General features: G+C 72.3%; 26 protein-coding genes and 1 pseudogene. 18 read left to right on the top strand and 9 right to left on the bottom strand.

Annotated features, from left to right (window positions below; all coding sequences use genetic code 11):
• Nucleotides 1-14: 14 nt before the first annotated feature.
• A complete protein-coding gene (locus BZZ08_RS23465; protein ID WP_104634230.1) occupies nt 15-512 on the top strand; it encodes a DinB family protein in 498 nt (165 codons plus the stop codon).
• A 273-nt stretch (nt 513-785) separates the two neighbouring features.
• On the top strand, nt 786-2,090 hold the full coding sequence (locus BZZ08_RS23460; RefSeq protein WP_104634229.1) for a M14 family zinc carboxypeptidase: 1,305 nt from the start codon (nt 786-788) through the stop codon (nt 2,088-2,090).
• Nucleotides 2,091-2,119: 29 nt separating this feature from the next.
• Here the strand turns inward: BZZ08_RS23460 and BZZ08_RS23455 are convergent, their stop codons facing one another.
• Both BZZ08_RS23455 and BZZ08_RS23450 read right to left on the bottom strand, forming a co-directional pair.
• The gene (locus tag BZZ08_RS23455; protein ID WP_104634228.1) at nt 2,120-3,616 is read right to left on the bottom strand and encodes a carboxylesterase/lipase family protein; all 1,497 of its coding nucleotides are present in this window, start codon (nt 3,614-3,616) and stop codon (nt 2,120-2,122) included.
• A 22-nt stretch (nt 3,617-3,638) separates the two neighbouring features.
• Entirely contained in the window at nt 3,639-4,553 is a 915-nt protein-coding gene (locus tag BZZ08_RS23450) for an MBL fold metallo-hydrolase (protein ID WP_104634227.1), read from the bottom strand.
• A 317-nt stretch (nt 4,554-4,870) separates the two neighbouring features.
• Between BZZ08_RS23450 and BZZ08_RS23445 the strand changes: the two genes are divergently transcribed.
• The 6 genes from BZZ08_RS23445 to BZZ08_RS23420 all read left to right on the top strand — a co-directional run bounded on the left by BZZ08_RS23445 (nt 4,871) and on the right by BZZ08_RS23420 (nt 10,572).
• Nucleotides 4,871-7,633, top strand: coding sequence for a helix-turn-helix transcriptional regulator (locus BZZ08_RS23445; RefSeq protein ID WP_241965547.1), 2,763 nt, complete (start codon nt 4,871-4,873; stop codon nt 7,631-7,633).
• Between the two features lie 81 nt (nt 7,634-7,714).
• A complete protein-coding gene (locus BZZ08_RS23440) occupies nt 7,715-8,902 on the top strand; it encodes a phospholipase D-like domain-containing protein (RefSeq protein WP_104634226.1) in 1,188 nt (395 codons plus the stop codon).
• A 131-nt stretch (nt 8,903-9,033) separates the two neighbouring features.
• Nucleotides 9,034-9,276 carry a DUF6411 family protein gene (locus tag BZZ08_RS23435; RefSeq protein WP_104634225.1) on the top strand — a complete coding sequence of 81 codons (243 nt, stop codon included), beginning with the start codon at nt 9,034-9,036 and terminating at the stop codon, nt 9,274-9,276.
• 233 nt (nt 9,277-9,509) lie between these two features.
• Nucleotides 9,510-9,896, top strand: coding sequence for a CPCC family cysteine-rich protein (locus BZZ08_RS23430; protein ID WP_104634224.1), 387 nt, complete (start codon nt 9,510-9,512; stop codon nt 9,894-9,896).
• A complete protein-coding gene (locus BZZ08_RS23425) occupies nt 9,893-10,210 on the top strand; it encodes a hypothetical protein (RefSeq protein ID WP_241965546.1) in 318 nt (105 codons plus the stop codon). The genes BZZ08_RS23430 and BZZ08_RS23425 overlap by 4 nt, the downstream gene beginning before the upstream one ends.
• 56 nt (nt 10,211-10,266) lie before the next feature.
• Nucleotides 10,267-10,572: a DUF6000 family protein gene (locus tag BZZ08_RS23420; protein ID WP_241965545.1), complete on the top strand. Its 306-nt coding sequence runs from the start codon at nt 10,267-10,269 to the stop codon at nt 10,570-10,572.
• Between the two features lie 110 nt (nt 10,573-10,682).
• On the opposite strand, the gene ychF is transcribed toward BZZ08_RS23420, so the two are convergent.
• The gene (gene ychF, locus BZZ08_RS23415) at nt 10,683-11,771 is read right to left on the bottom strand and encodes a redox-regulated ATPase YchF (RefSeq protein ID WP_104634223.1); all 1,089 of its coding nucleotides are present in this window, start codon (nt 11,769-11,771) and stop codon (nt 10,683-10,685) included.
• Between the two features lie 185 nt (nt 11,772-11,956).
• Here ychF and BZZ08_RS23410 point away from each other — a divergent pair, with 185 nt between their 5' ends.
• Nucleotides 11,957-12,562 (top strand): DUF6542 domain-containing protein, encoded by a 606-nt coding sequence (locus BZZ08_RS23410; RefSeq protein WP_104634222.1) that lies wholly within the window; start codon nt 11,957-11,959, stop codon nt 12,560-12,562.
• 107 nt (nt 12,563-12,669) lie between these two features.
• Here BZZ08_RS23410 and ppgK read toward each other — a convergent pair whose 3' ends face one another.
• Entirely contained in the window at nt 12,670-13,410 is a 741-nt protein-coding gene (gene ppgK / locus BZZ08_RS23405) for a polyphosphate--glucose phosphotransferase (RefSeq protein WP_104634221.1), read from the bottom strand.
• A gap of 29 nt (nt 13,411-13,439) precedes the next feature.
• The gene (locus tag BZZ08_RS23400; protein ID WP_104634220.1) at nt 13,440-14,483 is read right to left on the bottom strand and encodes a 4-hydroxy-3-methylbut-2-enyl diphosphate reductase; all 1,044 of its coding nucleotides are present in this window, start codon (nt 14,481-14,483) and stop codon (nt 13,440-13,442) included.
• A gap of 127 nt (nt 14,484-14,610) precedes the next feature.
• Here BZZ08_RS23400 and BZZ08_RS23395 point away from each other — a divergent pair, with 127 nt between their 5' ends.
• From BZZ08_RS23395 to BZZ08_RS23385, 3 genes are read left to right on the top strand one after another with little or no spacing between them, the layout of a single operon-like run.
• Complete coding sequence (locus tag BZZ08_RS23395) at nt 14,611-15,993, top strand: APC family permease (RefSeq protein ID WP_104634219.1); 1,383 nt, start codon at nt 14,611-14,613, stop codon at nt 15,991-15,993.
• Between the two features lie 54 nt (nt 15,994-16,047).
• Nucleotides 16,048-17,256, top strand: a complete 1,209-nt coding sequence (gene xseA, locus BZZ08_RS23390; protein WP_104634218.1) for an exodeoxyribonuclease VII large subunit — start codon at nt 16,048-16,050, stop codon at nt 17,254-17,256.
• A gap of 9 nt (nt 17,257-17,265) precedes the next feature.
• The gene (locus BZZ08_RS23385; RefSeq protein ID WP_104634217.1) at nt 17,266-17,532 is read left to right on the top strand and encodes an exodeoxyribonuclease VII small subunit; all 267 of its coding nucleotides are present in this window, start codon (nt 17,266-17,268) and stop codon (nt 17,530-17,532) included.
• Here BZZ08_RS23385 and BZZ08_RS23380 read toward each other — a convergent pair.
• Complete coding sequence (locus BZZ08_RS23380) at nt 17,529-17,747, bottom strand: DUF4287 domain-containing protein (RefSeq protein WP_104634216.1); 219 nt, start codon at nt 17,745-17,747, stop codon at nt 17,529-17,531. The two genes, BZZ08_RS23385 and BZZ08_RS23380, sit on opposite strands and share 4 nt — an antisense overlap.
• A gap of 237 nt (nt 17,748-17,984) precedes the next feature.
• Here BZZ08_RS23380 and BZZ08_RS23375 point away from each other — a divergent pair, with 237 nt between their 5' ends.
• Nucleotides 17,985-18,575: a malonic semialdehyde reductase gene (locus BZZ08_RS23375; RefSeq protein ID WP_104634215.1), complete on the top strand. Its 591-nt coding sequence runs from the start codon at nt 17,985-17,987 to the stop codon at nt 18,573-18,575.
• A gap of 117 nt (nt 18,576-18,692) precedes the next feature.
• Here the strand turns inward: BZZ08_RS23375 and BZZ08_RS23370 are convergent, their stop codons facing one another.
• Entirely contained in the window at nt 18,693-19,217 is a 525-nt protein-coding gene (locus BZZ08_RS23370) for a DUF4245 domain-containing protein (RefSeq protein WP_104634214.1), read from the bottom strand.
• A 135-nt stretch (nt 19,218-19,352) separates the two neighbouring features.
• On the opposite strand from BZZ08_RS23370, the gene glpX reads away from it, so the two are divergent.
• Complete coding sequence (gene glpX / locus BZZ08_RS23365) at nt 19,353-20,384, top strand: class II fructose-bisphosphatase (RefSeq protein ID WP_104634213.1); 1,032 nt, start codon at nt 19,353-19,355, stop codon at nt 20,382-20,384.
• 195 nt (nt 20,385-20,579) lie between these two features.
• On the opposite strand, the gene BZZ08_RS23360 is transcribed toward glpX, so the two are convergent.
• Nucleotides 20,580-20,957 carry a WhiB family transcriptional regulator gene (locus BZZ08_RS23360; protein ID WP_003973931.1) on the bottom strand — a complete coding sequence of 126 codons (378 nt, stop codon included), beginning with the start codon at nt 20,955-20,957 and terminating at the stop codon, nt 20,580-20,582.
• Nucleotides 20,958-21,063: 106 nt separating this feature from the next.
• Nucleotides 21,064-21,747, bottom strand: a complete 684-nt coding sequence (locus BZZ08_RS23355; protein ID WP_104634212.1) for a DUF1707 SHOCT-like domain-containing protein — start codon at nt 21,745-21,747, stop codon at nt 21,064-21,066.
• A 199-nt stretch (nt 21,748-21,946) separates the two neighbouring features.
• On the opposite strand from BZZ08_RS23355, the gene BZZ08_RS23350 reads away from it, so the two are divergent.
• From BZZ08_RS23350 to BZZ08_RS23335, 4 genes and pseudogenes are all read left to right on the top strand, one after another.
• Nucleotides 21,947-23,614 carry a fumarate hydratase gene (locus BZZ08_RS23350; RefSeq protein WP_198601650.1) on the top strand — a complete coding sequence of 556 codons (1,668 nt, stop codon included), beginning with the start codon at nt 21,947-21,949 and terminating at the stop codon, nt 23,612-23,614.
• A gap of 90 nt (nt 23,615-23,704) precedes the next feature.
• Nucleotides 23,705-25,090 carry a class II fumarate hydratase gene (locus BZZ08_RS23345; protein WP_104634210.1) on the top strand — a complete coding sequence of 462 codons (1,386 nt, stop codon included), beginning with the start codon at nt 23,705-23,707 and terminating at the stop codon, nt 25,088-25,090.
• 89 nt (nt 25,091-25,179) lie between these two features.
• Entirely contained in the window at nt 25,180-25,890 is a 711-nt protein-coding gene (gene fomD / locus BZZ08_RS23340; protein ID WP_104634209.1) for a cytidylyl-2-hydroxypropylphosphonate hydrolase, read from the top strand.
• A 282-nt stretch (nt 25,891-26,172) separates the two neighbouring features.
• Nucleotides 26,173-26,410: pseudogene (locus tag BZZ08_RS23335) on the top strand (serine/threonine protein phosphatase); the annotation flags it as partial.

Below are 26,410 nucleotides of genomic sequence, written 5' to 3'. Positions count from 1 at the left end.
GGAGGCCCGTCACCATGCCCACCACCCCCCGCACCCACCGCCGGGACACCCCGCCGCCACGGACCGGCGGCAGCGAGGCCGAGACCCTGCGCGGGTTCCTCGACTACCTGCGGACCTCGATCGCCGGCAAGGTCGAGGGCGCCCCGGAACCGCGGGTCCGCACGGCCGCGGTGCCGTCCGGCACCAACCTGCTCGGGCTGCTCAACCACCTGACCCACGTCGAGCGCGCGCTCTTCCTCGGGGCGGAGGTGCGGAGCTGGCCGGCCACCTTCCGGGCCGCGCCCGAGGACGGCGTGGCCGAGGTCGTCGCCCGCTACCGCGAGGCCGTCGAACGGGCGAACCGCGTACTCGACGGCTGCGCCGACCTCGGCGAACCGCTCCCCCGGTCCCGCCCGGGCCGCCCCACGCCCAGCGTCCGCTGGGCCCTGACCCACATGATCGAGGAGACCGGCCGCCACGCCGGCCACGCGGACATCCTGCGCGAGCTGATCGACGGGACGACGGGGCGCTGACGGGGGCCGGCCCCTCGCACTCCCCAACCACACGGGCAGCGCGGGACGTTGACAACAGCCACCGGGCGAGCGAACGCTGACCAGAGCACAGCGTGCCCCGCAGACCCAGTGCGCCACAGGCACCGCAGACACCACCACAGGCAACACACGCACCACAGGCACCATCGGGAGGAGGAGACGGCATGGCGAACACGATCGAGATCCGTCCGCTGGACAAGAGGGAGACCGCCGGCGACAGCGGTGGCCACGACGGCTCCTGACCGGCCGCGCCCGATGCACCGCTGTCCCACGGTCGCGGAAGTCACCGAGTCGGCGCGACGGCTGGTCGCCCGGTTCCCCGGGGCCTGCCGTCTGCGCCGCATCGGCACGTCCCGGGCCGGCCGGCCGATCCTGATGCTGTCCGTGGGCCACGGGCCGCGCCACGTCCTGGTGGTGGCCCGGCCGCACTCGGACGAGCCGGTCGGCGGCGCGACCGCGCTGGCGCTGGCGGAGCGGGTGGCCGACGGCGACCGACGGCCCGCGGCGACCGATCCCGACGCCGTCACCTGGGACATCGTCCTGTGTCTCGACCCGGACGGCGCGGCCCTGAGCGAGGGCCTGGAGGCGGCGACGGCCGGTCCCGGACCCGCTCTGGACCGCTACTTCCGTGCCGCCTTCCGCCCGGTCGCGGCGGAGCAGCCGGAGTGGGCGCCCATCGAGGGGCGGCGACTGCCCGAGAGCCGAGCCCTGTTCGACGTGATCGAGGAGTCGCGGCCCGTTCTCCAGTGCTCGCTGCACAGCGTCGACGTCGGCGGCACCTGGGTCCAGCTCACCCGCGACCTCCCCGGCCTCGCGGCACCCTTCCACGCCTTCGCCGCCACGGTCGGCGTCCCGGTCCAGCACGGCACGTACGACGCCCTGTACTGGGAGAACCCGGCCCCCGGCATCCACGTCCTGCCGCCGCCGGACAGCACCGCCCGGCCGGCGGCCGGGTCCGAGAACATCGGCCTGTCCACCTGGTGCGCGCCCCAGCGGTACGGCGGTGTCACGGCGATCGTCGAGGTCCCCCTGTGGGCCACCGGCACCGCCGACGACCTGTCCCCGCACCCGGACCCGGCCGGGGCCCTGCGCGCGCTGTCCGGGCTGGTGCGGGAGGGCGGCCGGCAGGTGACCGCAGTCTTCGACAAGGCCCGGGGCTTCCTTCCGCCGGCCGAGGACAGCCCGCCCAGACGCGTACTGGAGTGGATGGCCGACGACCTGTACGACCTGGTGGCCGACTCCTGGGCACCCCTGCTCCGGCAGGCGGACGAGGAGCCCCGCACCGGGACCTCACCCCGGCTGACGACGGCCGCGATCAGCGCCCTGGAGGTCGTCGCACGCCGCCAGCCCCTGCGCGCGGCGGGGCTCCTGCTGCGGCTCCTCCAGGCGGCCGACGCCCCGGCTGCGGCCGGACTCCGCCATGAGCTGGACGGGCTCTTCACCACCTGGTGCGCGGAGTTCGCGTCGTCCCTGCGGCTGCGCCGGGTGCCCGTGCCCGACCAGGTGGACCTCCAGGCCCGCACGGTGGTGGCGGCGGCGGAGTGCGCGCTGGAGCGCTGACGCGCCGGAGCAGTCCTGGACCGGCGGCGTCAGCTCCCCCATGCCCGCCGTTCCCGGCCGCGGGGGTCGTCGACCTGGGTCCACTCGGTGTCGATGCGCATGGTGGCCCGGCGGCCGGTGTCGTACGGGTCCCAGCCGGGGTCGCCGGTCCGGGCGAACCGGATCCAGGTCTCGTGGACGCGGGCGGCGAGGTCCGCGGGGGCCTTGTCGGGACCGAGCAGGGCGCCGGGGCCGTTGAGTTCGGGCCGGTCGGCGAGGTCGAAGACGAAGGGCAGCTCGACCGCGTGGGTGGCGCCGAGTTCTCCGCCCAGGGCGTGCGAGCGCCAGGCGAACTCGTAGGCGTAGGTGGCGGACCGCGGGTGGTGGGCGGCATGGCCTTCCGCCAGGGCGCGGCTGCCCGCGCCGAACAGGGCGTCGGCCATGACGGCGGAGCGCAGTTCCGCGAAGGACGCCCCGGGGCGGGACGCGCGGTACGTCTCGACGAGCCGCGCCGGATCGGGGTGCGAGCGGGCGGCGGCCTCGTCGACGTCGGCGGCGGTCGAGGTGGCGTACTTGCCCACCGGGACCAGGTAGAGGTTGCCCTCTTCGGTGTTGGTGCCGACGAGCAGGTCGACGTCGGCGGCACGGCCGGCGGCGACGGATACGGCGGGCTGGGTGTCCAGGACCAGGCTGAAGGGGCTGAGACCGATCAGCGGATCGCGGTGGGTCCCGGTCCGCAGGTCGATGCCGGCGAGCCCGCCGGCCGCCTCGACGAGCCGCTCGTCGGGGATGCCGGCGAAGGCGTCGACGGAGGGCTCGATGCCCAGGGCCTCGCCCGCGGCCCTGGTGACGCGGGCGGCCTGCTCGGGCGTGAACGCGCCCAGGCCGCTGCCGCTCTGCACGATCGCGCGGCGGAACAGGCCGGCGGCCTCGGGGGTGGCGAGGACGCCGCCGACGGTGGTCGCCCCGGCCGACTGGCCGAAGAGGGTGACGTTGTGCGGATCGCCGCCGAAGGCGGAGACGTTCTCCCGCACCCAGCGCAGCGCGGCGACGACGTCGAGCAGACCGCGGTTGGCGGGCGCCCCGGGGAGGTCGAGGAACCCGGCGATCCCGAGCCGGTAGTTGAGGGTGACCAGGACGACGCCGTCACGGGCGAACGCGGAGCCGTCGTACAGAGTGGCGCGCGTCGATCCGGCGACGAAGCCGCCGCCGTGGACGAACACCATGACGGGAAGTCCGCCCCCTCCGGCGGCGGGCGCGAAGACGTTGACGGTGAGGTAGTCCTCGCCGCGGCTCCAGCCGGTGCCGAAGTAGGGGGTCATGTCGATGTCGCCGAGCCTGCGTGCGGACTGCGGGGCGGTGGGCCCCGGCACGGTGGCGTCCCGCACGCCCGCCCACGGCTCGTGCGGCCGCGGCGGGGCGAACCGGCCGGCGCCGCGGGGCGGGGCGGCGTACGGGATGTTCAGGAAGGTGAGGGTGCCGCCCCCGCGCAGGCCGCGAACGGTGCCCTGCGCGGTGGTCACGACGGGGTCGGGGTGGTGGTTCATGTCGCGTGTCCTTCCGCGGGCCTCAGGCCTGCTCGGTGTACTTGGAGAAGGGCGCCCAGCCCTTGACGGCGAACTTGCCGCCCTCGCGGACGACTTCGGCGGCGCCGTGGCCGCCGAGGTGCGCGGGGAAGACCAGGGCGTTGCCGTCGGCCGCCGAGCCCAGGAGCTTGTGGCGGGTGGCGCGGGCTTCGGCGGGGTCCTCGCAGAAGCAGCTGTTGGCGTCGGGTTCGTGGATCTGGATCGGGCTGTGCATCAGGTCGCCGACGAACAGGGCCCGGTCGGAGCCGGACTCCAGCCGCAGCACCGATGAGCCGGGGGTGTGGCCGGGGGCGAGGTCGAGACGCAGGTTGGCGTCGATCCGGTGGCTGCCCTCCCACAGCCGGGTGAGGCCGGCCGCGTGCACGGGGGCGACGCTGTCCTCGAAGACGTTCTGGTTGCCGCGGCCCAGCCGGGTCCTGATCTCGTTGGCGGGGTTCCAGTAGTCGAAGTCCGCCTTCGCCATGAGGTAGGTGGCGTTGGGGAACGTCGGTACCCAGGTCCGGCCGTCGAGGTAGGTGTTCCAACCGACGTGGTCGACGTGCAGGTGCGTGTTGATCACGATGTCGACGTCCTCGGGGCGTACCCCGGCGCGGGCGAGATTGCCCAGGAAGTCGGTGTCCAGACGGCTCCACACCGGTGCGTACGGCCGGTCCTTGTGGTTGCCGACGCCGGTGTCGACGAGGATGGTCCGGCCCTCGCTGCGCAGCACCCAGGTCTGGATCGCCGTGTTGACGCCCCGGGTCCCGGCGTCCAGGAAGTCGGGCACCAGCCAGGAACGGTGCGTGTCCCACGCCTGGGCCGGGCTCTCCGGGACGAACTCCTCGGGCGTCAGGCCGACGGGACCGTAGTACTCCCGGACTCGGGTCACGGTGACATCGCCGAGGGCGAGGGTGTCCATGGTGGTCTCTCCAGTTCGATCGCTTCCGCGTGCTCGGCGCTCCCCCGTGAACACGCCTGTTCCGCAAGCGTGCGCCGCGCTGCCGGGCCGCGGTATGCGTCACGTGACTGCACCTGGCCTGCGCGATCAGGAATGCCGCGGGAGAGGTGCGCGTTGAAACGGTCTCCGGGATACGGCCTGCGGCATACGGCGGGCTGTGCGAGATCTCAGTTTCTGGAGCGGCCGTGGGGAATGGTGGAGGCGCTCGGGCGGGCCGCGGCCCGGCTGGAGGTCCCGCTCCGAGGGTGCTGGGCCGGGAAACCGAGACCGCGGCCGTCATGAGGCGCGTCGCCGCCGACCGGTCCCACAGCGCGGTGCTGGTCGTCGAGGGCGAACCGGGGGTCGGCAAGAGTGTCCTGCTGGACCTCGCCGTGCGCCGAACGCGCGACGCCGGCCACCGGGTGCTGCGAGCGGTCGGCAGCGAGTCCGAGGCCCGTCTCGCGTTCGCCGGTCTGCACCAGCTGCTCCGCCCGGTGCTCGGCGATCTGGACGGCCTGCCGGCCCGGCAGCGTTCCTCGCTCCGGATCGCGCTGGGACTGGCCGACCCCACCCATCACGCCGAACACCCCGAGCACGCCGAACACCCCGAGCACGCCGAGACCCCCGACACCCTGCTCGTCGGCCTGGCGGTGCTGACCCTGCTGTCGGAGCTGGCGGAACCGGCACCGCTGCTCGTGGTGGTCGACGACGCCCAGTGGATCGACCGCGCGTCGCTGGACGTCCTCTCCTTCGTGGCCCGGCGGATGGACAGCGAGCCCGTGACGCTGCTGATGGGCGTGCGTGCCGCGGCCGTGCTGCCCGGCTTCGACCAGGGCTACGAGCGCCTGGAGATCGGGCCCTTGAGCGGTGACGCGGCGAACCGGCTCCTGGATGAGCAGCCGAAGCGGCCCACCGGCCGTACCCGGGTCCGGATCCTGCGGGAGGCGGCGGGCAATCCGCTGGCCCTGGTCGAACTCGCCCGTGCCTCCGCCGCGGGCCGCCAGCCGCGGGGCAGCGCGATGGAGGGCCCGCTGCCCGTCACCGACCGGCTGGAAGCGATCTTCGCGCGGCACATGCGGCACCTGCCGGAAGCCACCCGCCGCGCCCTACTGCTGCTCGCCGCCGCGGACGCGTCGGACGCGCCGGTGGCCGCGCACGGCCTGCCCGAGGCGGACGACACGATGTGGGTGCCCGCCGAACGGGCCGGTCTCGTACGACGGCACAGCACCGGGATCTCCTTCCGGCACCCGCTCGTCCGCTCGGCGGTCTACCACGCCGCGCCCTTCGAAGAACGCAGGCGGGCCCATCTCGCCCTGGCCCGGCTGCTGGGCGAGGAGCCCGACCGCCGCGCCTGGCACCTCGCCGCCGCCACCGAGCGGCCCGACGAGCAGGTGTCGGCGCTCCTCCTGGAGACAGCGGGCCGGGCCAGGCGCCGGGGCGGCCACGCGGCCGCTGCCGCCGCCCTGGAGCGCGCCGCGGAACTCAGCCCGCGCCGCGCGGACCGGGCACGGCTGCTGGCCGACGCCGCGGACCTGGCCGTCTACACCGGTCAGCTCGGCTGGGTGGAACACCTGGCCGAGGAGGTCCGCAAGCACAGTGACGACCCGGCGCCGACCAGCCGGGCCGCGCTGGCGAGGGGGCGGCTCATGACCATGGGTCCGCACCACACGGCCGCCTTCGCGCTGCTGTCGCGCATCGCCGAGGAGGCCGCGGACTCCCGGTCGCCCCGCCCGCTGGACGCGCTCGCGGCGGCAGCCGTGGTCCGCTACTACTCGGGCGAGGAGTCCCAGCGGCAGCGCATCGAGGACCTCCTCGCCGAGGTGCCGGACTGCCCCGCGGGCGGTGCGCTGCGTGCCTGGACACTGGCCGTCTCCGATCCCGACGGCGCGGGAGCCTGCTTCGCCCCGGCGCTGCCCCGGCTGATCGCCGAGGCCAAGGACGACGCCGGATCCCTGACCGCGCTCGCCGTCGTCGCCTGGCTCCTCGGCCAGACCCCGCTCGCCGCCAGGACCTTCGACGAGGCGTTCGGCCGTTGGCAGGCCCACGGCCCGCTGCCGGCCGGGCTGGCCTGCGCCGCCGGCTGGGCCTATCTGGAGCAGGGCCGCTGGGCCGAGGCCCGCTCGGTGGCCGCCGAGATCGCGGAGGTGGCCTCGCAGGCCGGACTGGCCCACGCCGAGGCGTGCGCACGAGCCCTCGACGCGACCGTGCTGGCGCTGCTCGGTGAGCCGGCCGAGGCACGCGGGAACGCCGAGCGGGCGCTGGCCCTCGTCGATCCCCTGGAAAGCCGTTCCGTCGCGGTCTTCGCCCGCCGCGCCCTGGGGCTGGCGGCGGTGGCCGAGGGCGACTACGACACCGCGTACGCGCAGTTCCGCGCCGCCTTCACCGAGGACGGCGACCCGGTCCACTACCACGTCTCCCCCACCGTCCTGGCCGACCTGGCCGCGGCGGCCGTCCGCCGGGGACAGCGCGCATCCGCCGCGGAACTGCTGGAGCGGTCGGTGCGGCGCCTGGGTACCGGCCCGTCGGCGCGTGTCTCCGCCCTGGCCGAGCGGGGCCGCGCCCTGCTCGCCGAACCGGAGCACGCCGAACGGCACTACCGGGCGGCGCTGGCGGACGAAGCGGGCGAGCACCGGCCCTTCGAGCGGGCACAGACCCGGCTGGACTACGGCGAGTGGCTGCGCCGGCAGCGTCGTATCGCGGAGGCCCGCCCGCTGCTGACCGGCGCACTCGACACGTTTCGGCGGCTCGGCGCCCGACCGTGGATCGAACGCGCCAAGGCGGAACTGCGAGCCGCCGGCATCGAGCCGAACGGCGCCGCCCCCCGCGCGCTCACCGAACTCACCCCCCAACAGCAACAGATCGTCCAGCTCGCGGCCCGCGGACTGACCAACCGTGAGATCGGGGAGAAGCTGTTCCTCTCCCCCCGCACGGTCGGCTCACACCTCTACCGCGTCTTCCCCAAACTGGGCATCACCGCCCGCTCCCAACTACGCGACGTGACCGACGGCACCGGGACGGGCGCCGCCTCGGCGCAGCGGCGTCAGCTCACCGGCCAGGGCTGAGGCCGGGATAGACTCCCGGCGCCCGACGGTGCCCGGCAGGACGCTGCGGAGCAGGCCCGCTCTCCCCGGTAAGGACCAGGCATGACCGTCGCTGAACAGCACCCCGGCACCGACGGGGCCAGCATCCAACGGCTGCGCCGCCGCCTGGAACGGCTGATCGGGGTCGCCGCCACCGAAGGGAACGAACTGGTCGCGCTGCGCAACGGCGACGAGATCTTCCCCGCCATGCTGGGCGCGATCCGGGCGGCCGAGGACACGATCGACATGATGACGTTCGTGTACTGGCGCGGGCAGATAGCCCGCGACTTCGCCGCCGCCCTCGCCGACCGGGCCCGGGCCGGGGTACGGGTCCGGCTGCTGCTGGACGGCTTCGGCGCCAAGGAGATCGAGCAGGACCTGCTGGATGCCATGGAGGCTGCGGGCGTACAGATCGCCTGGTTCCGCAAACCGCTCTGGCTGTCGCCGTTCAAGCAGAACCACCGCTGCCACCGCAAGGCCCTCGTCGTCGACGAGCACACCGCCTTCACCGGAGGCGTCGGCATCGCCGAGGAGTGGTGCGGCGACGCCCGCGGCCCCGGTGAGTGGCGCGACACCCACGTCCAGGTGCGCGGCCCGGCCGTGGACGGCGTCGCCGCCGCCTTCGCCCAGAACTGGGCCGAGTGCCACGACGCGTTGTACGACGACCGGGACCGGTTCTCCGAACACACCCAGCCCGGCACCTCCATCGTCCAGGTGGTGCGCGGCTCGGCCAGCTTCGGCTGGCAGGACCTGCAGACCCTCATCCGCGTCATGCTCACCTCCGCCGAACACCGCTTCCGCCTGGCCACCGCCTACTTCGCCCCGGACGACTACTTCATCGACCTGCTCTGCGCCACCGCCCGGCGCGGCGTGACGGTGGAGATCCTGCTCCCCGGCCCGCACACCGACCAGCGGGCCTGCCAACTGGCCGGCCAGTACCACTACGCCCGTCTGCTGGACGCCGGGGTGTCGATCCGCCAGTACGAACCGACCATGCTGCACGCCAAGATCATCACCGTGGACGGGCTGGCCGCCCTGATCGGGTCCACCAACTTCAACCGGCGCTCCATGGACCACGACGAGGAGATCATGCTCGCCGTCCTGGACCAGGAGTTCACCACCGGCCTGGACCGGGACTTCGACGCCGACCTGGAACGCAGCACCGCCATCGAACCGACCCGCTGGAAGCGCCGCGCCGTCCTGCAACGCCTCCGGGAGACGGCCGTCCTGCCCCTGCGCCGGTTCCTGTGAACTGACAGAGCGGCCCACGCGGAACCGAACCGCGAGTGAGGCGCTCGCGCCTCCGGGCAGGCGTGGCTCGGCGCATGGCCCTCCGCATCCAGGGCAGCCGACAGACACGTCGGAGATTCTGGAGTCCCATCATGATGATCGTAGGAATTGTCGCCGTGTGCGTCGTGCTCGCCGTCCTCGCTTTCCTCGTACCGCGCCTCTCCCACCACCCGCAACGCGGGACGCAGCGCACACTCGGCGCCGGGTCCCGAGCCGGAGGGAAGGCCCCCGGCATCCTCGGTCGCGCTTTCAGCAAACCCTTCCGGAGCAGCTCCAAGGCCGTTGGCCGCAGCGGTTCGGCCGGCCGACGGGCCCGCGGCCACATGCCGTTCTGAGCAGCATCACCACTGAGCCCGACACCCAGCCCCAAGCCCCGCAGGTCCTAGGCACGTTGGCCAGGTGGCCGACATGACCGATCAGGCGCGCTGCACGACGGCAACAACCAGGGCTGAACGCCGCCGAGTTGACCTCCCGTGAGGCCCCCGCACCGCACGGCGGCGCGGGGGCCGGGAGCCCCGAGGCTGCGAAATCCCTGGCACACGGCAGGGCCTGCAAGGAGACTGCGCGGGTGAGCGACTCCTACCCTTGTCCCTGCTGCGGGCACCGCGTGCTGGACGCGATGCCCGGCTCGTACGAGATCTGCCCCGTCTGCTTCTGGGAGGACGACGGGGTCCAGTTCCGCTGGCCCACCATGAGCGGTGGCGCGAACAAGGTCTCCCTGATCGAGGCCCAGCGGAACTACCAGCACTTCGGCGCCTGCGACGAGCACGGCCGACGGTACGTCCGCCCGCCGGCCGAGGACGAGCCGCTCGACCCCGCCTGGCGCCCCATCGACCTGACGCGCGACTCCTTCGAGGACTGGGCCGCCGAGGACCGCGCTCCGTGGCCCGACGACCGCTCGGTGCTCTGCTGGTGGCTGCCCACCTTCTGGCGCCGGGGCCGCTCCCCGTCATGACCTCTCAGCTCGACGGCAAGGCCGTCGAGTCCTACGACACCCGCGCGGAGCTGATCTGGATCGGTGCCGACGCCATACCCGCCGTCATCAACGGCCTGCCGTCCCTCGGCGGCTTCGGTCAGCTGACCGCCATCGAGCCCTTCGAAGAGGTGGGCGATCCCCGCTGCGGCCCCGCTGGACCGCGCCTTGGGAGCACCTGGTCGAGGAGTCCCGCACCTGGTCCCTACCGGAAGCCTCAGAAGCCCCGACCGGCAGCAACGTCTTCGTTGCCCCCCACCCGAATCAACCGGACCGACCTGTACACGGAGAGGTGACCGATGCCGTTCCAACACCCGAGGAAGTCGGCTACGGCCATGTGATCGAGAGCTAGGTGACGAGGGCGTACGGGGGCCACCCGCGCTACCTCGTACTGAACGGCGGACGGTTCCTGGGCCCCCGGTGGTGGCACACCACCCGCTTCACCCGACACCTGCTCAATGACGCCGCCATGATCACCGACGGGGAACTGGAAGCCCTCCTCGGCTACGAGTGGCGCTCGCGCCTCCTCGCCGCATGGCTGATCGGCGTCGACCACCGCGATCGGTTCCGCGAACGCATCGGCGACGTGCTCCACCGGATCGAGCGGGAGCCTTCCCTTGCCGCCGATGCCCAGCCGCAGGTCGACAAAGCGGCGTAGTCGCTTCCCCCTGCGCGCTGACCGAAGTCAGCACGCTGCGGGCTCCGTGCGGACCACAAAGGCCGTCCAACCCACTCCGTCGCAGGTCAGACGGCCCTTCGCCGGACGTATCAGACGTTGAAGCGGAACTCCACCACGTCCCCGTCCTGCATCACGTAGTCCTTGCCCTCCATGCGCGCCTTGCCCTTGGCGCGGGCCTCGGTCACCGAGCCGGTGGTGACCAGGTCGTCGAAGGAGATGACCTCCGCCTTGATGAAGCCCTTCTGGAAGTCGGTGTGGATGACACCGGCGGCCTCGGGGGCGGTGGCGCCCTTCTTGATGGTCCAGGCGCGGGATTCCTTGGGGCCGGCCGTCAGGTAGGTCTGCAGGCCGAGGGTGCGGAAGCCGACGTGGGCGAGGGTGGCGAGGCCGGGCTCCTCCTGGCCGACGGACTGGAGGAGTTCGAGAGCCTCCTCCTCGTCCAGCTCGGCGAGGTCCGCCTCCAGCTTGGCGTTGAGGAAGATCGCCTCGGCGGGGGCGACCAGGGCGCGCTGCTCGTCTTTGAAGCCGTCGTCGGTCAGCTCGTCCTCGTCGACGTTGAAGACGTAGAGGAAGGGCTTCGTCGTGAGGAGGTGGAGGTCGTGGAGGAGTTCCGCGCGCTCGGTGCCCTGGAGGATGCCCTGGGAGAAGAGGGTGTCGCCCTTCTCCAGGATCTCCTTGGCCTCCTCGACGGCCTTGACCTTGGGAGCGATGTCCTTCTTGATGCGCGACTCCTTCTGGAGGCGCGGGAGGACCTTCTCGATGGTCTGGAGGTCGGCGAGGATCAGCTCGGTGTTGATCGTCTCGATGTCGTCCTTCGGCGAGACCTTGCCGTCGACGTGCACGACGTTCTCGTCCTTGAAGGCGCGGATGACCTGGCAGATCGCGTCGGACTCGCGGATGTTGGCCAGGAACTTGTTGCCCAGACCCTCGCCCTCGCTCGCGCCGCGCACGATGCCCGCGATGTCGACGAAGTCGACCGTCGCCGGGAGGATCTTCTCGGAGGAGAAGATCTCGGCCAGCTTCGCCAGGCGGGGGTCGGGGACGCCGACCACGCCGACGTTGGGCTCGATCGTGGCGAACGGGTAGTTGGCCGCGAGCACGTCGTTCTTGGTCAGGGCGTTGAACAGGGTCGACTTGCCGACATTCGGCAGACCGACGATTCCGATCGTGAGCGACACGTTGCGACTTCCCGTACGTGAGATGCGGAGGGGCGGGTGGGATGGGGCAGGCCGGACAGGGGCCGATCCACCAGTCTACGGGGTGTGCCGCGCCGGACCCGCTCGGAGTCGAACGCTTGGCCAAGGAGCGCCCGACGGCGTGTCTGTCGGCCTATTCGGCACATAAACCGACCTAAGTTGGTCCAGTGGAGCAACACAGGACGCGACCTGCGCAGTACGGACCGCGACGAAGCCGGGCGCCGCTGCCCGCACAGGGCCGGGGCGGTGCCGCTGCCGCGCGGCCGCCGGCGGGCCGGGTGGTCGGGCGGCCGGCAGATCGGCCCGTGGACCCGGCGCGCCCCGCTCCGGGAGCGGGTTCACCGGTGGCCAGGGTTGTGCGGGCCGTGCGCGGGATGCCCAATCCGCGGTTGACGGGGCTCGGCAGCGGTCTGTTCTGCGCGGCCGTGATGACCCTGCTGGGCTTCCTGGACGAGCTGCTGTTCGGCGCGTCCCTGACCGTGTACGGGGTGCTGTTCGTGCCGGTGAGCCTGCTCACCGCGCTCTGGGTGCGCCGGGGCGACCTGCTGACCGCCCCCGTGGTGGTGCCGATCGCCTTCGCCGTGGGCCTGGTGCCCGTGGCGGAGAGCGGGGACGGTCCCGCCGGACGGCTGATGGGACTCGTCACCGCACTGGCCACCGAGGCCGGGTGGCTGTACGGCGGGACGCTGGTCGCCGGGTCGGCCGTGATCGTCCGCCGGATCCGGCTGGTGCGGCGCCGGGCGGCCGCCCGGAACCGGACCCCGGCCGCGTGACGGGACCCCAGCAGCGGACGGGGCCCCAGCAGCGTGACGCCCCCCGCCGCGTGACGGCGCCTTCGCAGCCGGCCCTCGCTCCTCCGGGCCCCTCGCCGCCGCCCCGCTCAGCCCGCCGCGCGCATCGCCGCGCCCACGATCCCCGCGTTGTTCTGGAGCTGGGCGGGGACGATCTCCGCCCGGACGCCCTCGATGTGGGGCAGGAACTTCTGGGACTTGCGGCTGACGCCGCCGCCGATGATGAACAGCTCCGGCGAGAACAGCATCTCGACGTGGACGAGGTACTTCTCGACCCGTTGCGCCCAGTGCTCCCACGACATGTCGTGATCGTCCTTGACCTTGCTGGAGGCCCGCTTCTCCGCGTCGTGACCGTCCAGCTCCAGATGGCCCAGCTCGGTGTTGGGGACCAGGACCCCGTCGCTGAAGACCGCGCTGCCGATGCCGGTGCCGAAGGTGAGCAGGATGACCGTGCCCTTGCGGCCGCGCCCGGCGCCGAAGTGCATCTCGGCGACGCCCGCCGCGTCCGCGTCGTTGACCACCGTCACGTCCAGCCCGCCCAGCCGCTCGCTGAACAGGGCGCGCGCGTCGGTGTCGATCCAGCCCTTGTCGACGTTGGCCGCGGTGCGTACCGTCGCGCCGCCCGTCACCACACCCGGGAAGGTGAGGCCGACCGGGCCGGTCCAGCCGAAGTGCTCGACGACCTGCCTGACCCCGTCGGCCACGCCGTCGGGGGTCGCCGGGTGCGGGGTCAGCACCTTGCAGCGCTCCTGGGCCAGGTCGCCCCTGTCGAGGTCCACAGGGGCGCCCTTGATCCCGGATCCGCCGATGTCCACGCCGAAGATCTGCATGGCCCTACGTTACGACGGACGACTGACGGTCACGCCCCGGGTGTACCCGCGGCACCTGCGGTACCCGCGGCCCCCGAGCCGCCCCGCTCCGCCACCAGGGAAGCCGCCTCCTCGCGCAGGTCGCGGCGCAGCTCCTTGGGCAGCGAGAAGGTGATCGACTCCTCGGCGGCCTTGACGATCTCCACGTCCTCGAAGCCGCGCCGCGAGAGCCACTCCAGGACCTGCTCGACCAGGACGTCGGGGACGGAGGCGCCGGAGGTGACGCCGACCGTGCTGACGCCGTCCAGCCAGGACTCCTCGATCTCGTCGGCGAAGTCCACCAGGTACGCCTCGCGGGAGCCGGCCTGCTTGGCGACCTCGACCAGACGCTTGGAGTTGGAGGAGTTGCGCGAGCCGACGACGATCACCAGCTCGGCCTCGGCGCCCATCTGCTTCACCGCGAGCTGGCGGTTCTGCGTGGCGTAGCAGATGTCGTCGCTCGGCGGGGAGATGAGCTGCGGGAACTTGTCCTGGAGCGCGTCGACCGTTTCCATCGTCTCGTCGACGGAGAGGGTGGTCTGGGAGAGCCAGACCACCTTCGACGGGTCGCGGACCTCGACCTTCGCGACGTCCTCGGGCCCGTCGACGAGCTGGATGTGGTCGGGGGCCTCGCCGGAGGTGCCGATGACCTCCTCGTGGCCCTCGTGGCCGATCAGCAGGATGTCGTAGTCGTCGTTCGCGAAGCGGACGGCTTCCTTGTGGACCTTGGTGACGAGCGGGCAGGTGGCGTCGATGGTGGCGAGGCGGCCGCGCTCGGCCTCCTCGTGGACGACGGGCGCCACACCGTGCGCGGAGAACATCACGATGTTCCCCGGGGGGACCTCCTCCGTCCGCTCGACGAAGATCGCGCCCTTCTTCTCCAGGGTCTGGACGACGTACTTGTTGTGAACGATCTCGTGCCGGACGTACACCGGAGCCCCGTACTGCTCCAGGGCTTTCTCGACGGCGATCACGGCGCGGTCCACACCCGCGCAGTAGCCACGGGGGGCGGCGAGCAGGACACGGCGGCCAGGCGAAGCAGTCATGGCACCCATCGTAAGGCCGCGTTCGGCGGGTCAGAGATCGCGTGGGTGCGGCGTTGCCGGGGAGACTGGCGGGAACGTTCCGAGGCAGAGTCCGAAGGAGAACCGGGGCGGGAACCGAGGCACTGGCGGAGGCACGATGGCGCAGACCGGTACGACGGCCCCGGGGGCCGGTGAGGAACACCAGCTGAGGCGCAGTCTGGGCTTCAGGGACCTGGTCGTCTACGGCCTGCTGTTCATCGCGCCGATGGCGCCGGTCGGCGTGTTCGGCACGCTGGACGCCAAGTCGCACGGCGCGGTGGCCCTCGTCTACGTCGTCGCCACGATCGCGATGGCGTTCACCGCGTTCAGCTACGCGCAGATGGTGCGGGTGGTCCCCCAGGCGGGGTCGGTGTTCGCCTACGCGCGCGCGGGGCTCGGCAACGGGGCCGGGTTCATCGCCGGGTGGATGGCGATGCTGGACTACGTCCTCATCCCGGCGGTGGCGTATCTCTTCTCCGGCATCGCGATGGAGGCGCTGGTCCCCGAGGTGTCGCGGTGGGTGTGGACGGCGATCGCGGTGGTCGTCACGACGCTGCTGAACGTGTGGGGGGTGCGGGCGGCGGCCCGGGTGGGCTTCCTGGTGCTCGCCATGGAGATCGTCGTACTGATCGTCTTCGTGGCCACGGCGATCGTGGTCCTGGCGCAGGACGGGGCCGAGCGCGACTGGCTGTCGCCGCTGTCGGGGGACGGCACCCAGGGGGCGTTCGCGCTGTCGGCGGTGGTCGGCGCGGTGTCGGTGGCGGTGCTGTCGTACCTGGGCTTCGACGCGATCGCCACGTTCGCGGAGGAGGTCACCGGCGGCTCGGCGAAGGTCGCGCGGGCGCTGCTGTTCTGCCTGGCGCTGGCGGGCGTGCTGTTCGTGGCGCAGACGTACCTGGTGGCGCTCCTGGAGCCGGTGTCGTCGGCCCAGCTGGCGGCGGAGCCGGAGCGGCAGGGGTCGGCGTTCTACGACGCCGTGGACGCGTCGGTGGGCACGTGGCTGCACGATCTGGTGGCGGTGAGCAAGGCGATCGGCGCGGCGTTCGCGGCGCTGGCCGGGCAGGCGGCGGCCGGGCGGCTGCTGTTCGCGATGGGCCGGGACCGGCGGCTGCCAGGCGTGCTGGCGCGGACGGACGCCGGGGTGCCGCGCGTGGCCCTGCTCGTGTCGGCGGTGATCACGATGGCGGCCGCGGTGTGGGCGGCGCGCCGGGACGACGGTCTCGACCACCTGGTCTCGGTGGTGGACGTCGGCGCGCTGACCGCGTTCACGCTGCTCCACGCGAGCGTGGTGGGCTGGTTCGTCGTCCGGCGCGGCGCGGGCCGGGTGAGCTGGTGGCGGCATCTGCTGGTGCCGGCGCTCGGCGCGGCGATCACCGTCGCGGTGATCGTGGAGGCGTCGTCGACCGCGCAGGTGGTCGGGGCGATCTGGCTGGCGGTGGGTCTGGTGGTGCTGGCGGTGCAGTGGAGGGGACGGCGGGACACGGACCGGGCGGGCGTGTGACGGGGGCGGTCTCTACGGGCCCCGTTGTCGGACCCGGCCGTTACGCTCGGGCGCATGGCTGCCAACTCGTCCCCCGAAAGTCCGCTGCCCGTGGGCGAGGTCTCCCGGCTGATCGGGGGCTGGATCGACCGGCTCGGCGCGGTCTGGGTCGAGGGGCAGATCACCCAGTTGTCGCGCAGGCCGGGCGCCGGCGTGGTGTTTCTGACGCTGCGCGACCCGTCGTACGACATCTCCGTGAGCGTGACCTGTTACCGGCAGGTGTTCGACGCCGTGGCGGACGTGGTCGGCGAGGGGGCGCGGGTGGTCGTGCACGCCAAGCCCGAGTGGTACGCGCCGCGGGGGCAGCTGTCGCTGCGGGCCGCCGAGATCAAGCCGGTGGGCGTCGGTGAGCTGCTCGCCCGTCTGGAGCAGCTGAAGAAGGCCCTCGCGCGCGAGGGGCTGTTCGCGGCCGAGCGCAAGAAGCCGCTGCCGTTCCTGCCGCAGCTGGTCGGTCTGGTGTGCGGGCGGGCGTCGGCGGCCGAGCGGGACGTCCTGGAGAACGCCCGGCACCGCTGGCCCGCCGTCCGCTTCGAGGTGCGCAACGTCCCGGTGCAGGGCGTGCACGCGGTGCCGCAGGTGGTGCAGGCGGTGAAGGAGCTGGACGCACTGGACGACGTGGACGTGATCGTCGTCGCGCGCGGCGGTGGCAGCGTGGAGGACCTGCTGCCGTTCTCCGACGAGCAGCTGGTGCGGGCGGTGGCCGCCTGCCGTACGCCGGTCGTCTCGGCGATCGGCCACGAACCGGACAGTCCCCTGCTCGACCTGGTCGCCGACCTGCGCGCGTCCACACCGACCGACGCCGCGAAGAAGGTCGTGCCGGACGTCGGCGAGGAGTACGAGCGGGTACGGCTGCTGCGGGACCGCGCGCGGCGGTGTGTGGCGGCGTTCGTCGACCGCGAGGAGCGGGGCCTGGCCCACGCGCTGGCCCGGCCGTCGATACAGGATCCGCACCGGATGACCGAGGAGCGGGCCGAGCAGGTGACGGCCCTGCTGGACCGGGGCCGCCGTTCGCTGCGGCACCACCTCGACCGGGCCGACTCCGAGCTGACCCACACGCACGCGCGCGTGGTGGCCCTCTCCCCCGCCGCGACCCTCAAGCGCGGGTACGCGGTGCTCCAGCGGTCCGACGGCCACGCGGTCCGCGACCCCGGCGAGGTGGAGCCGGGCGAGACGCTGCGCGCCCGGGTCTCCGAGGGCGATTTCTCCGTACGAGTCGACGCATAGGGTGGGTGGATGACCAGCGAGGTGGAGCAGCCGACGGCGATGTCCGAGGCGCTCGGGTACGAGCAGGCGCGGGACGAGCTGATCGAGGTCGTCCGGCGGCTGGAGGCCGGCGGTACGACGCTGGAGGAGTCCCTCGCCCTGTGGGAGCGGGGCGAGGAGCTGGCGAAGGTCTGCCGCCGCCGGCTGGACGGCGCCCGGGCCCGCCTGGACGCGGCGCTGGCCGAGGAGGCGGGAACGGAGGACGGGTCCGACGAGCGCGACGGCCCGGCCGCCTAGCCCTCCTTCGCCGTGTCCTCGGCCAGGGTGTGGGCGACGAGCGCGTTGGCGTGCCCGTGGCCCAGGCCGTGCTCGGTCTTGAGCCAGGCGACCAGTTCCATGTGCCGGGTGAGCGGCGAGGTGCGGATGAGGTCCTTCCACTCGGCGACCGGGCGGCCGTACTTCTTCTCGATGGACGGGAAGTAGGAGGCGGGGCCCTTCACGGCGGCGGTCATGTCGTTGTGCTCCCTGGTTCCAGTGGCGGTGTACTGCCGTGTAGGACCGTGACCGCCCGGCGAAGTCGTCGCCACTTCCATGTGATCCACACCACTCGGCCGGCCTCTCTGTGAAGCGGATCACCACCGTTCCCTTTTGGTTGAAACTTGAACTTCTTCGGCGTAGTGTCATCCGCGTCAAAGGCCCCCGGCCCCCACGCCGCGCGGAGCCGACGCACCCCCGGAGAAAGATCACGCATGTCTCTCGTTCTTGACCCCGCCGCCCAGGACCTGCTGTTCCGCGAGGCCCGCACGGCGAACACCTTCACCGACGAGCCGGTGACCGACGAGCAGGTGCAGGCGATCTACGACCTGGTCAAGTACGGCCCGACCGCCTTCAACCAGTCGCCGCTGCGCATCACGCTGGTCCGCTCCGCCGAGGCCCGCGAGCGTCTGGTCACGCACATGGCGGAAGGCAACCGGCCCAAGACGGCCGCCGCCCCGCTGGTCGCGATCCTGTCCGCGGACAACGAGTTCCACGAGGAGCTGCCGGAGCTCTTCCCGCACTTCCCGCAGGCCAAGGACGCCTTCTTCAGCGAGCGTCCGGTCCGCGAGGGCGCGGCCACCCTGAACGCCGCCCTCCAGGCCGCCTACTTCATCGTCGGCGTCCGCGCCGCGGGGCTGGCCGCCGGACCGATGACCGGTTTCGACTTCGAGGGCGTGCGCAAGGAGTTCCTGGACGACGACCACACCCCGCTGATGGTCGTCAACATCGGCCGTCCGGGCCCGGACGCCTGGTTCCCGCGCTCCCCGCGCCTCGCCTACGACCAGGTCGTCACCACGGTCTGAGGCACGCGGCACCGCACGCACGACGAAGCCCCCGGCACCTCGCCGGGGGCTTCGTCATGGCTCGTGGGCGGCCGGGCCGCGGGACCCGGTGGCCTGTGGTCGGGGGCCTGTGGCCGGTCAGGTCAGCTTCAGCGCCGCCGCCATCTTGCCGAGCTGCTCGAACGACCCGGTGCCGGCCACGACCGTCGTCGCGCCCTTCATGTCGTCGGTGCCGTGCAGGACCAGCGCGTCGTACCGGCCGCCCGTGTACCGGGTCCAGGTCCGGCCGCCGATCTCCTCGGTCCGCTCGGTCGCCTGCGCGCCCCGGCTGGCGTCGCGGATGAAGGTGGACGCCTTCTTCGTGGACTGCTCGATCGTCACGTACTCGCCGTCCGGGGCCCGGAAGCCCAGGTGCCAGGCGTCGGAGTCGTCACCGCGGAAGCGGACGGAGGTCGGCTTCCACTCCTCGGACAGCCCCTCGGGCGCGGCCACCGGGTACGACGCGGCGCGCTGCGCGGTCAGCAACTCGACCCGGTAGTCGACCCGCTTGACGTCCGGTTCGCCGTCGTCGTGCGGAATGAACATCCAGATCACGCCCGCCGCCAACACGATGACCCCCAGGGAGAGGATCATGTCCCGGGCCGACTTCTGCTTGCCTTTCATACCTGCCACGCCCCCTATCGTCGCAGGTGCCTGATCCGCTCATACGTGGGGTCCCCTGCTCATTTTGTCGGACTGACGATAGAGTCATGGCCATACCCTCATCCGGCCGTCGTCGTATCAGAAAGGTGCGTTCCGATGACCGAGCATCATCTCCCGTCCGAGCTGGACGTCCCCTCAGAGGCCCCCGACCGCAACCTCGCCATGGAGCTGGTGCGGGTCACCGAGGCCGCGGCGATGGCCGCCGGCCGCTGGGTCGGGCGCGGTGACAAGAACGGCGCCGACGGTGCCGCGGTGCGCGCCATGCGGACCCTCGTCCACACCGTCTCGATGAACGGCGTCGTCGTCATCGGCGAGGGCGAGAAGGACGAGGCCCCGATGCTCTTCAACGGGGAGCGGGTCGGCGACGGGACCGGGGCCGAGGTCGACATCGCCGTCGACCCGATCGACGGCACCACGCTGACCGCCAACGGCATGACCAACGCGATCGCGGTGCTGGCCGCCGCCGAGCGCGGTTCCATGTTCGACCCGTCCGCGGTCTTCTACATGGACAAGCTGGTCACGGGCCCGGAGGCGGCCGACTTCGTCGACATCAACGCGCCCGTCGCCGTGAACATCCGCCGGATCGCCAAGGCCAAGCGGCGCACGCCGGAGGACGTCACCGTCGTCATCCTCGACCGGCCGCGGCACCAGGGGCTCATCAAGGAGGTCCGGGAGACCGGCGCCCGGATCAAGCTGATCTCCGACGGCGACGTGGCCGGCTCCATCCTGGCGCTGCGCGAGGGCACGGGCATCGACCTGCTGCTCGGCATCGGCGGCACGCCGGAGGGCATCATCTCGGCCTGCGCCGTGAAGTGCCTGGGCGGCACCATCCAGGGCAAGCTGTGGCCCAAGGACGACGAGGAACGGCAGCGGGCGGTCGCCGCCGGGCACGACCTGGACCGGGTGCTGACCACCGACGACCTGGTCTCCGGGGACAACGTCTTCTTCGTCGCGACCGGCATCACCGACGGCGAGCTGCTGCGGGGGGTGCGGTACCGGTCGGAGACGGCGACGACCGACTCGATCGTGATGCGGTCGAAGTCGGGAACGGTGCGGCGGATCGACTCCGAGCATCGGCTGAGCAAGCTGCGGGCGTACAGCGCGGTTGATTTCGACCGGGCGAAGTGACTCCGTCGGTTTCGCGGGGCGCCTATTGAGCTGGGGTGCCTGTCGCGTGGCGGGTGCGGGTGCGTCGTGGCTTGTCGCGCCCACGCGGCGGAGCCGCAGATCGGACACAGCCCCGCACCCCTTGGTTGACTGCGCTCCCCGGCGTCGAAAGGGCACCCTCTGTGCGGAGAGGGTGCCCTTTCGGGTGTCTGGGTTCTAACCGGCCGCCGCTATGCGGCCCGTCGTGCGGGCGGCGTTCTTGAGTTCGACGTCGCGGCGGCGGCGCCGGGCCAGGACCACGCGGCGTTCGGCGGCGGTGAGGCCGCCCCAGACGCCGTAGGGCTCGGGCTGCAGCAGGGCGTGCTCGCGGCACTCGACCATGACCGGACAGCGCGCGCAGACGCGCTTGGCGGCCTCCTCGCGGGAGAGGCGGGCGGCGGTCGGTTCCTTGGAGGGGGCGAAGAACAGTCCGGCCTCGTCGCGCCGGCACACCGCCTCGGTGTGCCAGGGAGCGTCTTGGTCCCTGTCCCGCACGGGCACCCGCTGGGCCGGAACGGCAGCTACCTGCAGGGACGAATGCGGCGGTTGCAGCACGGGTCTACTCCTGACGACGGCTTCGCTAGCGAGAGACGATGCGTCAAGGCTTACCCGTTGTACGCGCGCCTATGCACTGGGTTCCCCACCGCTGCCGGTGCCGGGGCTACAGGTGCTTGCGCAAACCCTTCTCGACCCGGCGGTGCACCCGGTCGAGGATGTCCGCGACGACCTTGCCGCGCTTGGGGCGGGCCTCGACGCTGCCCAGTACGGCCCAGCCGTCCACGTAGATGACGGGGGCCTCGGCCTCGCTGGAGTCGAGGGTGTGGACCTCGAAACTGCCGAGCACGCTGCCGCCCGCGCCGCGCACCGACACGTTCTCCGGGACCCGCACGTCGACGCTGCCGAAGACGGCGAACGCCTTGATGACGACCTGCTGGTACTCGAAGACCGCCTCGCTGAGGTCGATCTCGACGCTGCCGAAGACCGCGTAGGCGTGGATGCGGCGGTTCGCCCGCCAGCGGCCCTTGCGGACGGCGCTGCTGAAGACCGCCACCACGTTCTCGTCGGGCTCTGCCGGGATGGCGCCGGCGGTGGGACGGTGGGGGGCGGCCGGGGCCGTGGTGTCCCGGGCGCGGTGGGCGGCGGGCAGGTCCCGGACGAAGACGTCCAGCTCGCCGACGGTCTTGGCGGCCAGCACGCCCTCGACGCGCTCGGCGTGCTCCTCGGCGGTGAGCCGTCCCTCGGCGAGGGCTTCGCGCAGCATGTCGGCGACGCGGTCGCGGTCGGCGTCCGAGGCGCGCAGCTCGGAGGTGCGCGGTGCGGCTGGGGCGTGCTTCTGAAGGTCCACGGCAGTAGCGTACCGAAACGCGATAGATCGCGACTAGCCCTGTGGACAACCTTGTCGCGAACCGGAACTTCCTACTGAGCCTTACCTCACAAGCTCGGCGCCCTCGGCAGGTTTTACGCTGGTTGGCGCTGCCAACGGAGGCCAGCCGTCGTTGCTGAGGAATCCAGCCGCGCGTGATGTCGAGTGAGGAATGGGCGAGATGCCTGAGTTCGCGTACACCGATCTGCTCCCCCAGGGCGAGGACACCACTCCGTACCGGCTGGTGACCGCCGAGGGTGTCTCCACCTTCGAGGCCGACGGGCGGACGTTCCTCAAGGTGGAGCCGGAGGCGCTGCGCAAGCTGGCCGAGGAGGCCATCCACGACATCCAGCACTACCTGCGCCCGGCCCACCTGGCGCAGCTGCGCCGCATCATCGACGACCCGGAGGCGTCCGGCAACGACAAGTTCGTCGCCCTCGACCTGCTGAAGAACGCGAACATCGCGGCGGCGGGCGTGCTCCCGATGTGCCAGGACACCGGCACGGCGATCGTCATGGGCAAGCGCGGGCAGAACGTGCTCACGGCGGGCGGCGACGAGGAGGCCCTGAGCCGGGGCATCTACGACGCGTACAAGAACCTGAACCTGCGCTACTCGCAGATGGCTCCGCTCACCATGTGGGAGGAGAAGAACACCGGCTCCAACCTCCCGGCGCAGATCGAGCTGTACGCGACCGACGGCGGCGCCTACAAGTTCCTCTTCATGGCGAAGGGCGGCGGCTCGGCCAACAAGTCGTTCCTCTACCAGGAGACGAAGGCCGTCCTGAACGAGTCCTCCATGATGAAGTTCCTGGAGGAGAAGATCCGCTCGCTCGGCACGGCCGCCTGCCCGCCGTACCACCTGGCGATCGTCGTCGGCGGCACGTCGGCAGAGTACGCGCTGAAGACCGCGAAGTACGCCTCCGCGCACTACCTGGACGAGATCCCGGCCGAGGGCTCGGAGCTGGGGCACGGCTTCCGGGACAAGGAGCTGGAGGAGAAGGTCTTCGAGCTGACCCAGAAGATCGGCATCGGCGCGCAGTTCGGCGGCAAGTACTTCTGCCACGACGTGCGCGTGGTGCGCCTCCCCCGGCACGGCGCGTCCTGCCCGGTCGCCATCGCCGTGTCCTGCTCGGCCGACCGGCAGGCGGTCGCGAAGATCACCGCCGAGGGCGTCTTCCTGGAGCAGCTGGAGACCGACCCGGCGCGCTTCCTGCCGGAGACGACGGACGAGCACCTGGCGGAGGAGGGGGACGTCGTCAGGATCGACCTCAACCGGCCGATGGACGACATCCTCGCGGAGCTGACGAAGCACCCGGTCAAGACCCGGCTGTCGCTGACCGGCCCGCTCGTGGTGGCCCGCGACATCGCGCACGCCAAGATCAAGGAGCGGCTGGACGCGGGCGAGGAGATGCCGCAGTACCTCAAGGACCACCCGGTGTACTACGCCGGTCCGGCGAAGACGCCCGAGGGGTACGCGTCCGGATCCTTCGGCCCGACCACCGCCGGGCGCATGGACTCCTACGTGGAGCAGTTCCAGGCGGCGGGCGGCTCCAGGGTGATGCTGGCCAAGGGCAACCGGAGCAAGCAGGTCACCGACGCGTGCGACACGCACGGCGGCTTCTACCTGGGCTCGATCGGCGGTCCCGCGGCCCGGCTCGCGCAGGACTGCATCAAGAAGGTGGAGGTCGTCGAGTACGAGGAGCTCGGCATGGAGGCGGTCTGGAAGATCGAGGTCGAGGACTTCCCGGCGTTCATCGTGGTGGACGACAAGGGCAACGACTTCTTCCAGGACCCGGCGCCGGCGCCGACGTTCACGACGATTCCGGTGCGGGGGCCGGGGCTGGCGTAGCCCGTCCCTCCGGCGTTCGAGGAGCGGTTCCGGGGGGCGAATCCCACCCTCCCCCGGAACATCCGCCCCGCCCCGCACGCTGTACCCGGTATGAGCGACTACCGCATCGAGCACGACTCCATGGGCGAGGTCCGCGTCCCCGCCCACGCCAAGTGGCGCGCCCAGACGCAGCGCGCCGTCGAGAACTTCCCCGTCTCCGGGCAGCGCATCGAGCGCGCGCACATCGAGGCGCTCGCGCGGATCAAGGGCGCGGCGGCCAAGGTCAACGCGGAGCTGGGGGTGCTCGACGAGGACGTCGCCGCCGCGATCCGGGAGGCGGCCGCCGAGGTGGCCGAGGGGAAGTGGGACGATCACTTCCCCGTCGACGTGTTCCAGACCGGGTCCGGCACCTCGTCCAACATGAACACCAACGAGGTCATCGCGACCCTGGCCGGTGAGCGCCTCGGCCGCGACGTGCACCCCAACGACCACGTCAACGCCTCCCAGTCGTCCAACGACGTCTTCCCGTCCTCGATCCACATCGCGGCGACCGCCGCCGTCACCCGCGACCTGATCCCGGCCCTCGACCACCTCGCCGGCGCCCTGGAGCGCAAGGCGCAGGAGTTCGCCGACGTGGTGAAGTCCGGGCGGACGCACCTCATGGACGCCACGCCCGTCACGCTGGGCCAGGAGTTCGGCGGGTACGCGGCCCAGGTGCGGTACGGCATCGAGCGGCTCCAGGCGTCACTCCCCCGGCTCGCCGAGCTGCCGCTGGGCGGCACCGCGGTCGGCACCGGCATCAACACCCCGCCCGGCTTCTCCGCCGCCGTCATCGCGGAGGTGGCCCGCGCGACCGGGCTGCCGCTGACCGAGGCGCGCGACCACTTCGAGGCGCAGGGCGCCCGGGACGGCATCGTCGAGACGAGCGGGCAGCTGCGGACCATCGGCGTCGGGCTGACGAAGATCGCCAACGACCTGCGGTGGATGGCGTCCGGGCCGCGCACCGGGCTCGCGGAGATCTCCCTCCCCGACCTCCAGCCCGGCTCGTCCATCATGCCCGGCAAGGTCAACCCGGTGATCCCGGAGGCGGTCCTGATGGTCGCCGCCCAGGTCACCGGCAACGACGCGACGGTCGCCGCCGCCGGGGCGGCCGGCAACTTCGAGCTGAACGTCATGCTGCCGGTCATCGCCAAGAACGTACTGGAGTCGGTGCGGCTGCTGGCCAACGTCTCCCGGCTGCTCGCCGACCGGACCGTGGACGGGGTCGTCGCGCACCCCGAGCGGGCCCGCGAGTACGCCGAGTCGTCGCCGTCCGTGGTCACGCCGCTCAACAAGTACATCGGGTACGAGGAGGCCGCCAAGGTGGCCAAGAAGGCGCTGGCCGAGCGGAAGACGATCCGTCAGGTCGTGCTGGAGGGCGGGTACGTCGAACGCGGCGACCTGACGCACCAGCAGCTGGACGAGGCGCTGGACGTGCTGCGGATGACCCGTCCGTGAGGAACCCCGGCACGGCCCGGGGGCGTACGCCGGCGCACGCTCTCGCGATCTCCGGGGCGTCGCTTGGCCATGGCACCTAATATCTCTCCATGGCAGACGGAGAAGTGGTGAGCGCGGCGGCGGAGCCGGGAGCGGACGGTCCGGCGGGCCCGGTGGAGCACTGGGCGCCCGGCAGCCACATCCTGTGGCGGTACCGGGAGAACGGCGGACCGCACCCGCACATCGCACGCCCCGTCACCGTCGTACGGGACGACGCCGAGCTGCTCGCCGTGTGGCTGGCGCCCGGCACCGAGTGCGTGAAGCCGGTCCTCGCCGACGGTACGCCCGTGCACCTGGAACCGCTGGCCACGCGCTACACCAAGCCGCGCGCCGTGCAGCGCGACCGGTGGTTCGGCACGGGGGTGCTGAAACTGGCGCGCCCCGGCGAGGCCTGGTCGGTGTGGCTGTTCTGGGATCCGGGCTGGCGGTTCAAGAACTGGTACGTGAACCTGGAGGAGCCGCTGACCCGTTGGGAGGGCGGGGTGGACTCGGAGGACCATTTCCTGGACATCTCGGTGCACCCGGACCGCACCTGGCACTGGCGGGACGAGGACGAGTTCGCGCAGGCCCAGCGGGACCGGCTGGTCGACCCGGCGTTGGCCGGGCGGGTGCGCCGGGCGGGGCGGGCCGCAATCGCGGAGATCCGGGCCTGGGGGTCGCCGTTCGCCGACGGCTGGGAGCACTGGCGGCCCGATCCGGCGTGGCCGGTACCGTCCCTGCCGGGGGACTGGGATCGCACGCCCGCGCACGTCTCCTCATGAGACCCTTGATGTGCCCCCCGGCAACAAACGTAGGATCGTCCTCCGCAATGAGCGCGGCAGCGGCAACCGGCGGAGTGTGCGCTGTGCTTGACCGATCGTCACCGAGGGGCGGCAGGACGTGAGCGAGGGGTACGAGGGCAACACGCAGACGGACCGCAGACGGTCCGCCGGTGACACAGGAACAGCCTCTGACCACGCGGGAACCCCGTTCCTTGGGCACGGATTGCGGGTATCGGGATTTCTGCGGGACGAACTGCACGCGCCGCGCGCAGTCCCGGACGGATGGATTCGACACGCGTGACGGAGCACCCGACCTCCTTCGACCGCCCCTCGCCGGGCGCCGACCCCGCGGATCCCCGCGGGGCGCTCCTGCGTACCCCCGTGCCGCCGCGCGCCTCCGGGTCCGCGTTACCGGTCCAGGGGCACGCCGGTCAGACGCCGCCCGCCGCGGGCGAGGACGCCCCGGCGGCCTTCGAGCACTCCCAGCCGGGCGCCGAGCAGGCCGCCGAGCCCGACGCAC

The sequence above is a fragment of the Streptomyces sp. MH60 genome (assembly GCF_002939385.1).
In the GTDB taxonomy this organism is placed as follows: Bacteria; Actinomycetota; Actinomycetes; order Streptomycetales; family Streptomycetaceae; genus Streptomyces.
Note: the sequence above shows the minus strand (reverse complement) of the source record. Positions and strands in the feature narration are given on the sequence as shown.

What these genes read in the sequence shown, in the direction of transcription:
- BZZ08_RS23465 (WP_104634230.1), top strand. Translation starts at nt 15, where the DNA reads ATGCCCACCACCCCCCGCACCCACCGCCGGGACACCCCGCCGCCACGG.
- BZZ08_RS23460 (WP_104634229.1), top strand. Translation starts at nt 786, where the DNA reads ATGCACCGCTGTCCCACGGTCGCGGAAGTCACCGAGTCGGCGCGACGG.
- BZZ08_RS23455 (WP_104634228.1), bottom strand. Translation starts at nt 3,616, where the DNA reads ATGAACCACCACCCCGACCCCGTCGTGACCACCGCGCAGGGCACCGTT.
- BZZ08_RS23450 (WP_104634227.1), bottom strand. Translation starts at nt 4,553, where the DNA reads ATGGACACCCTCGCCCTCGGCGATGTCACCGTGACCCGAGTCCGGGAG.
- BZZ08_RS23445 (WP_241965547.1), top strand. Translation starts at nt 4,871, where the DNA reads ATGAGGCGCGTCGCCGCCGACCGGTCCCACAGCGCGGTGCTGGTCGTC.
- BZZ08_RS23440 (WP_104634226.1), top strand. Translation starts at nt 7,715, where the DNA reads ATGACCGTCGCTGAACAGCACCCCGGCACCGACGGGGCCAGCATCCAA.
- BZZ08_RS23435 (WP_104634225.1), top strand. Translation starts at nt 9,034, where the DNA reads ATGATGATCGTAGGAATTGTCGCCGTGTGCGTCGTGCTCGCCGTCCTC.
- BZZ08_RS23425 (WP_241965546.1), top strand. Translation starts at nt 9,893, where the DNA reads ATGACCTCTCAGCTCGACGGCAAGGCCGTCGAGTCCTACGACACCCGC.
- ppgK (WP_104634221.1), bottom strand. Translation starts at nt 13,410, where the DNA reads ATGCAGATCTTCGGCGTGGACATCGGCGGATCCGGGATCAAGGGCGCC.
- BZZ08_RS23400 (WP_104634220.1), bottom strand. Translation starts at nt 14,483, where the DNA reads ATGGGTGCCATGACTGCTTCGCCTGGCCGCCGTGTCCTGCTCGCCGCC.
- BZZ08_RS23395 (WP_104634219.1), top strand. Translation starts at nt 14,611, where the DNA reads ATGGCGCAGACCGGTACGACGGCCCCGGGGGCCGGTGAGGAACACCAG.
- xseA (WP_104634218.1), top strand. Translation starts at nt 16,048, where the DNA reads ATGGCTGCCAACTCGTCCCCCGAAAGTCCGCTGCCCGTGGGCGAGGTC.
- BZZ08_RS23385 (WP_104634217.1), top strand. Translation starts at nt 17,266, where the DNA reads ATGACCAGCGAGGTGGAGCAGCCGACGGCGATGTCCGAGGCGCTCGGG.
- BZZ08_RS23380 (WP_104634216.1), bottom strand. Translation starts at nt 17,747, where the DNA reads ATGACCGCCGCCGTGAAGGGCCCCGCCTCCTACTTCCCGTCCATCGAG.
- BZZ08_RS23375 (WP_104634215.1), top strand. Translation starts at nt 17,985, where the DNA reads ATGTCTCTCGTTCTTGACCCCGCCGCCCAGGACCTGCTGTTCCGCGAG.
- BZZ08_RS23370 (WP_104634214.1), bottom strand. Translation starts at nt 19,217, where the DNA reads ATGAAAGGCAAGCAGAAGTCGGCCCGGGACATGATCCTCTCCCTGGGG.
- glpX (WP_104634213.1), top strand. Translation starts at nt 19,353, where the DNA reads ATGACCGAGCATCATCTCCCGTCCGAGCTGGACGTCCCCTCAGAGGCC.
- BZZ08_RS23350 (WP_198601650.1), top strand. Translation starts at nt 21,947, where the DNA reads ATGCCTGAGTTCGCGTACACCGATCTGCTCCCCCAGGGCGAGGACACC.
- BZZ08_RS23345 (WP_104634210.1), top strand. Translation starts at nt 23,705, where the DNA reads ATGAGCGACTACCGCATCGAGCACGACTCCATGGGCGAGGTCCGCGTC.
- fomD (WP_104634209.1), top strand. Translation starts at nt 25,180, where the DNA reads ATGGCAGACGGAGAAGTGGTGAGCGCGGCGGCGGAGCCGGGAGCGGAC.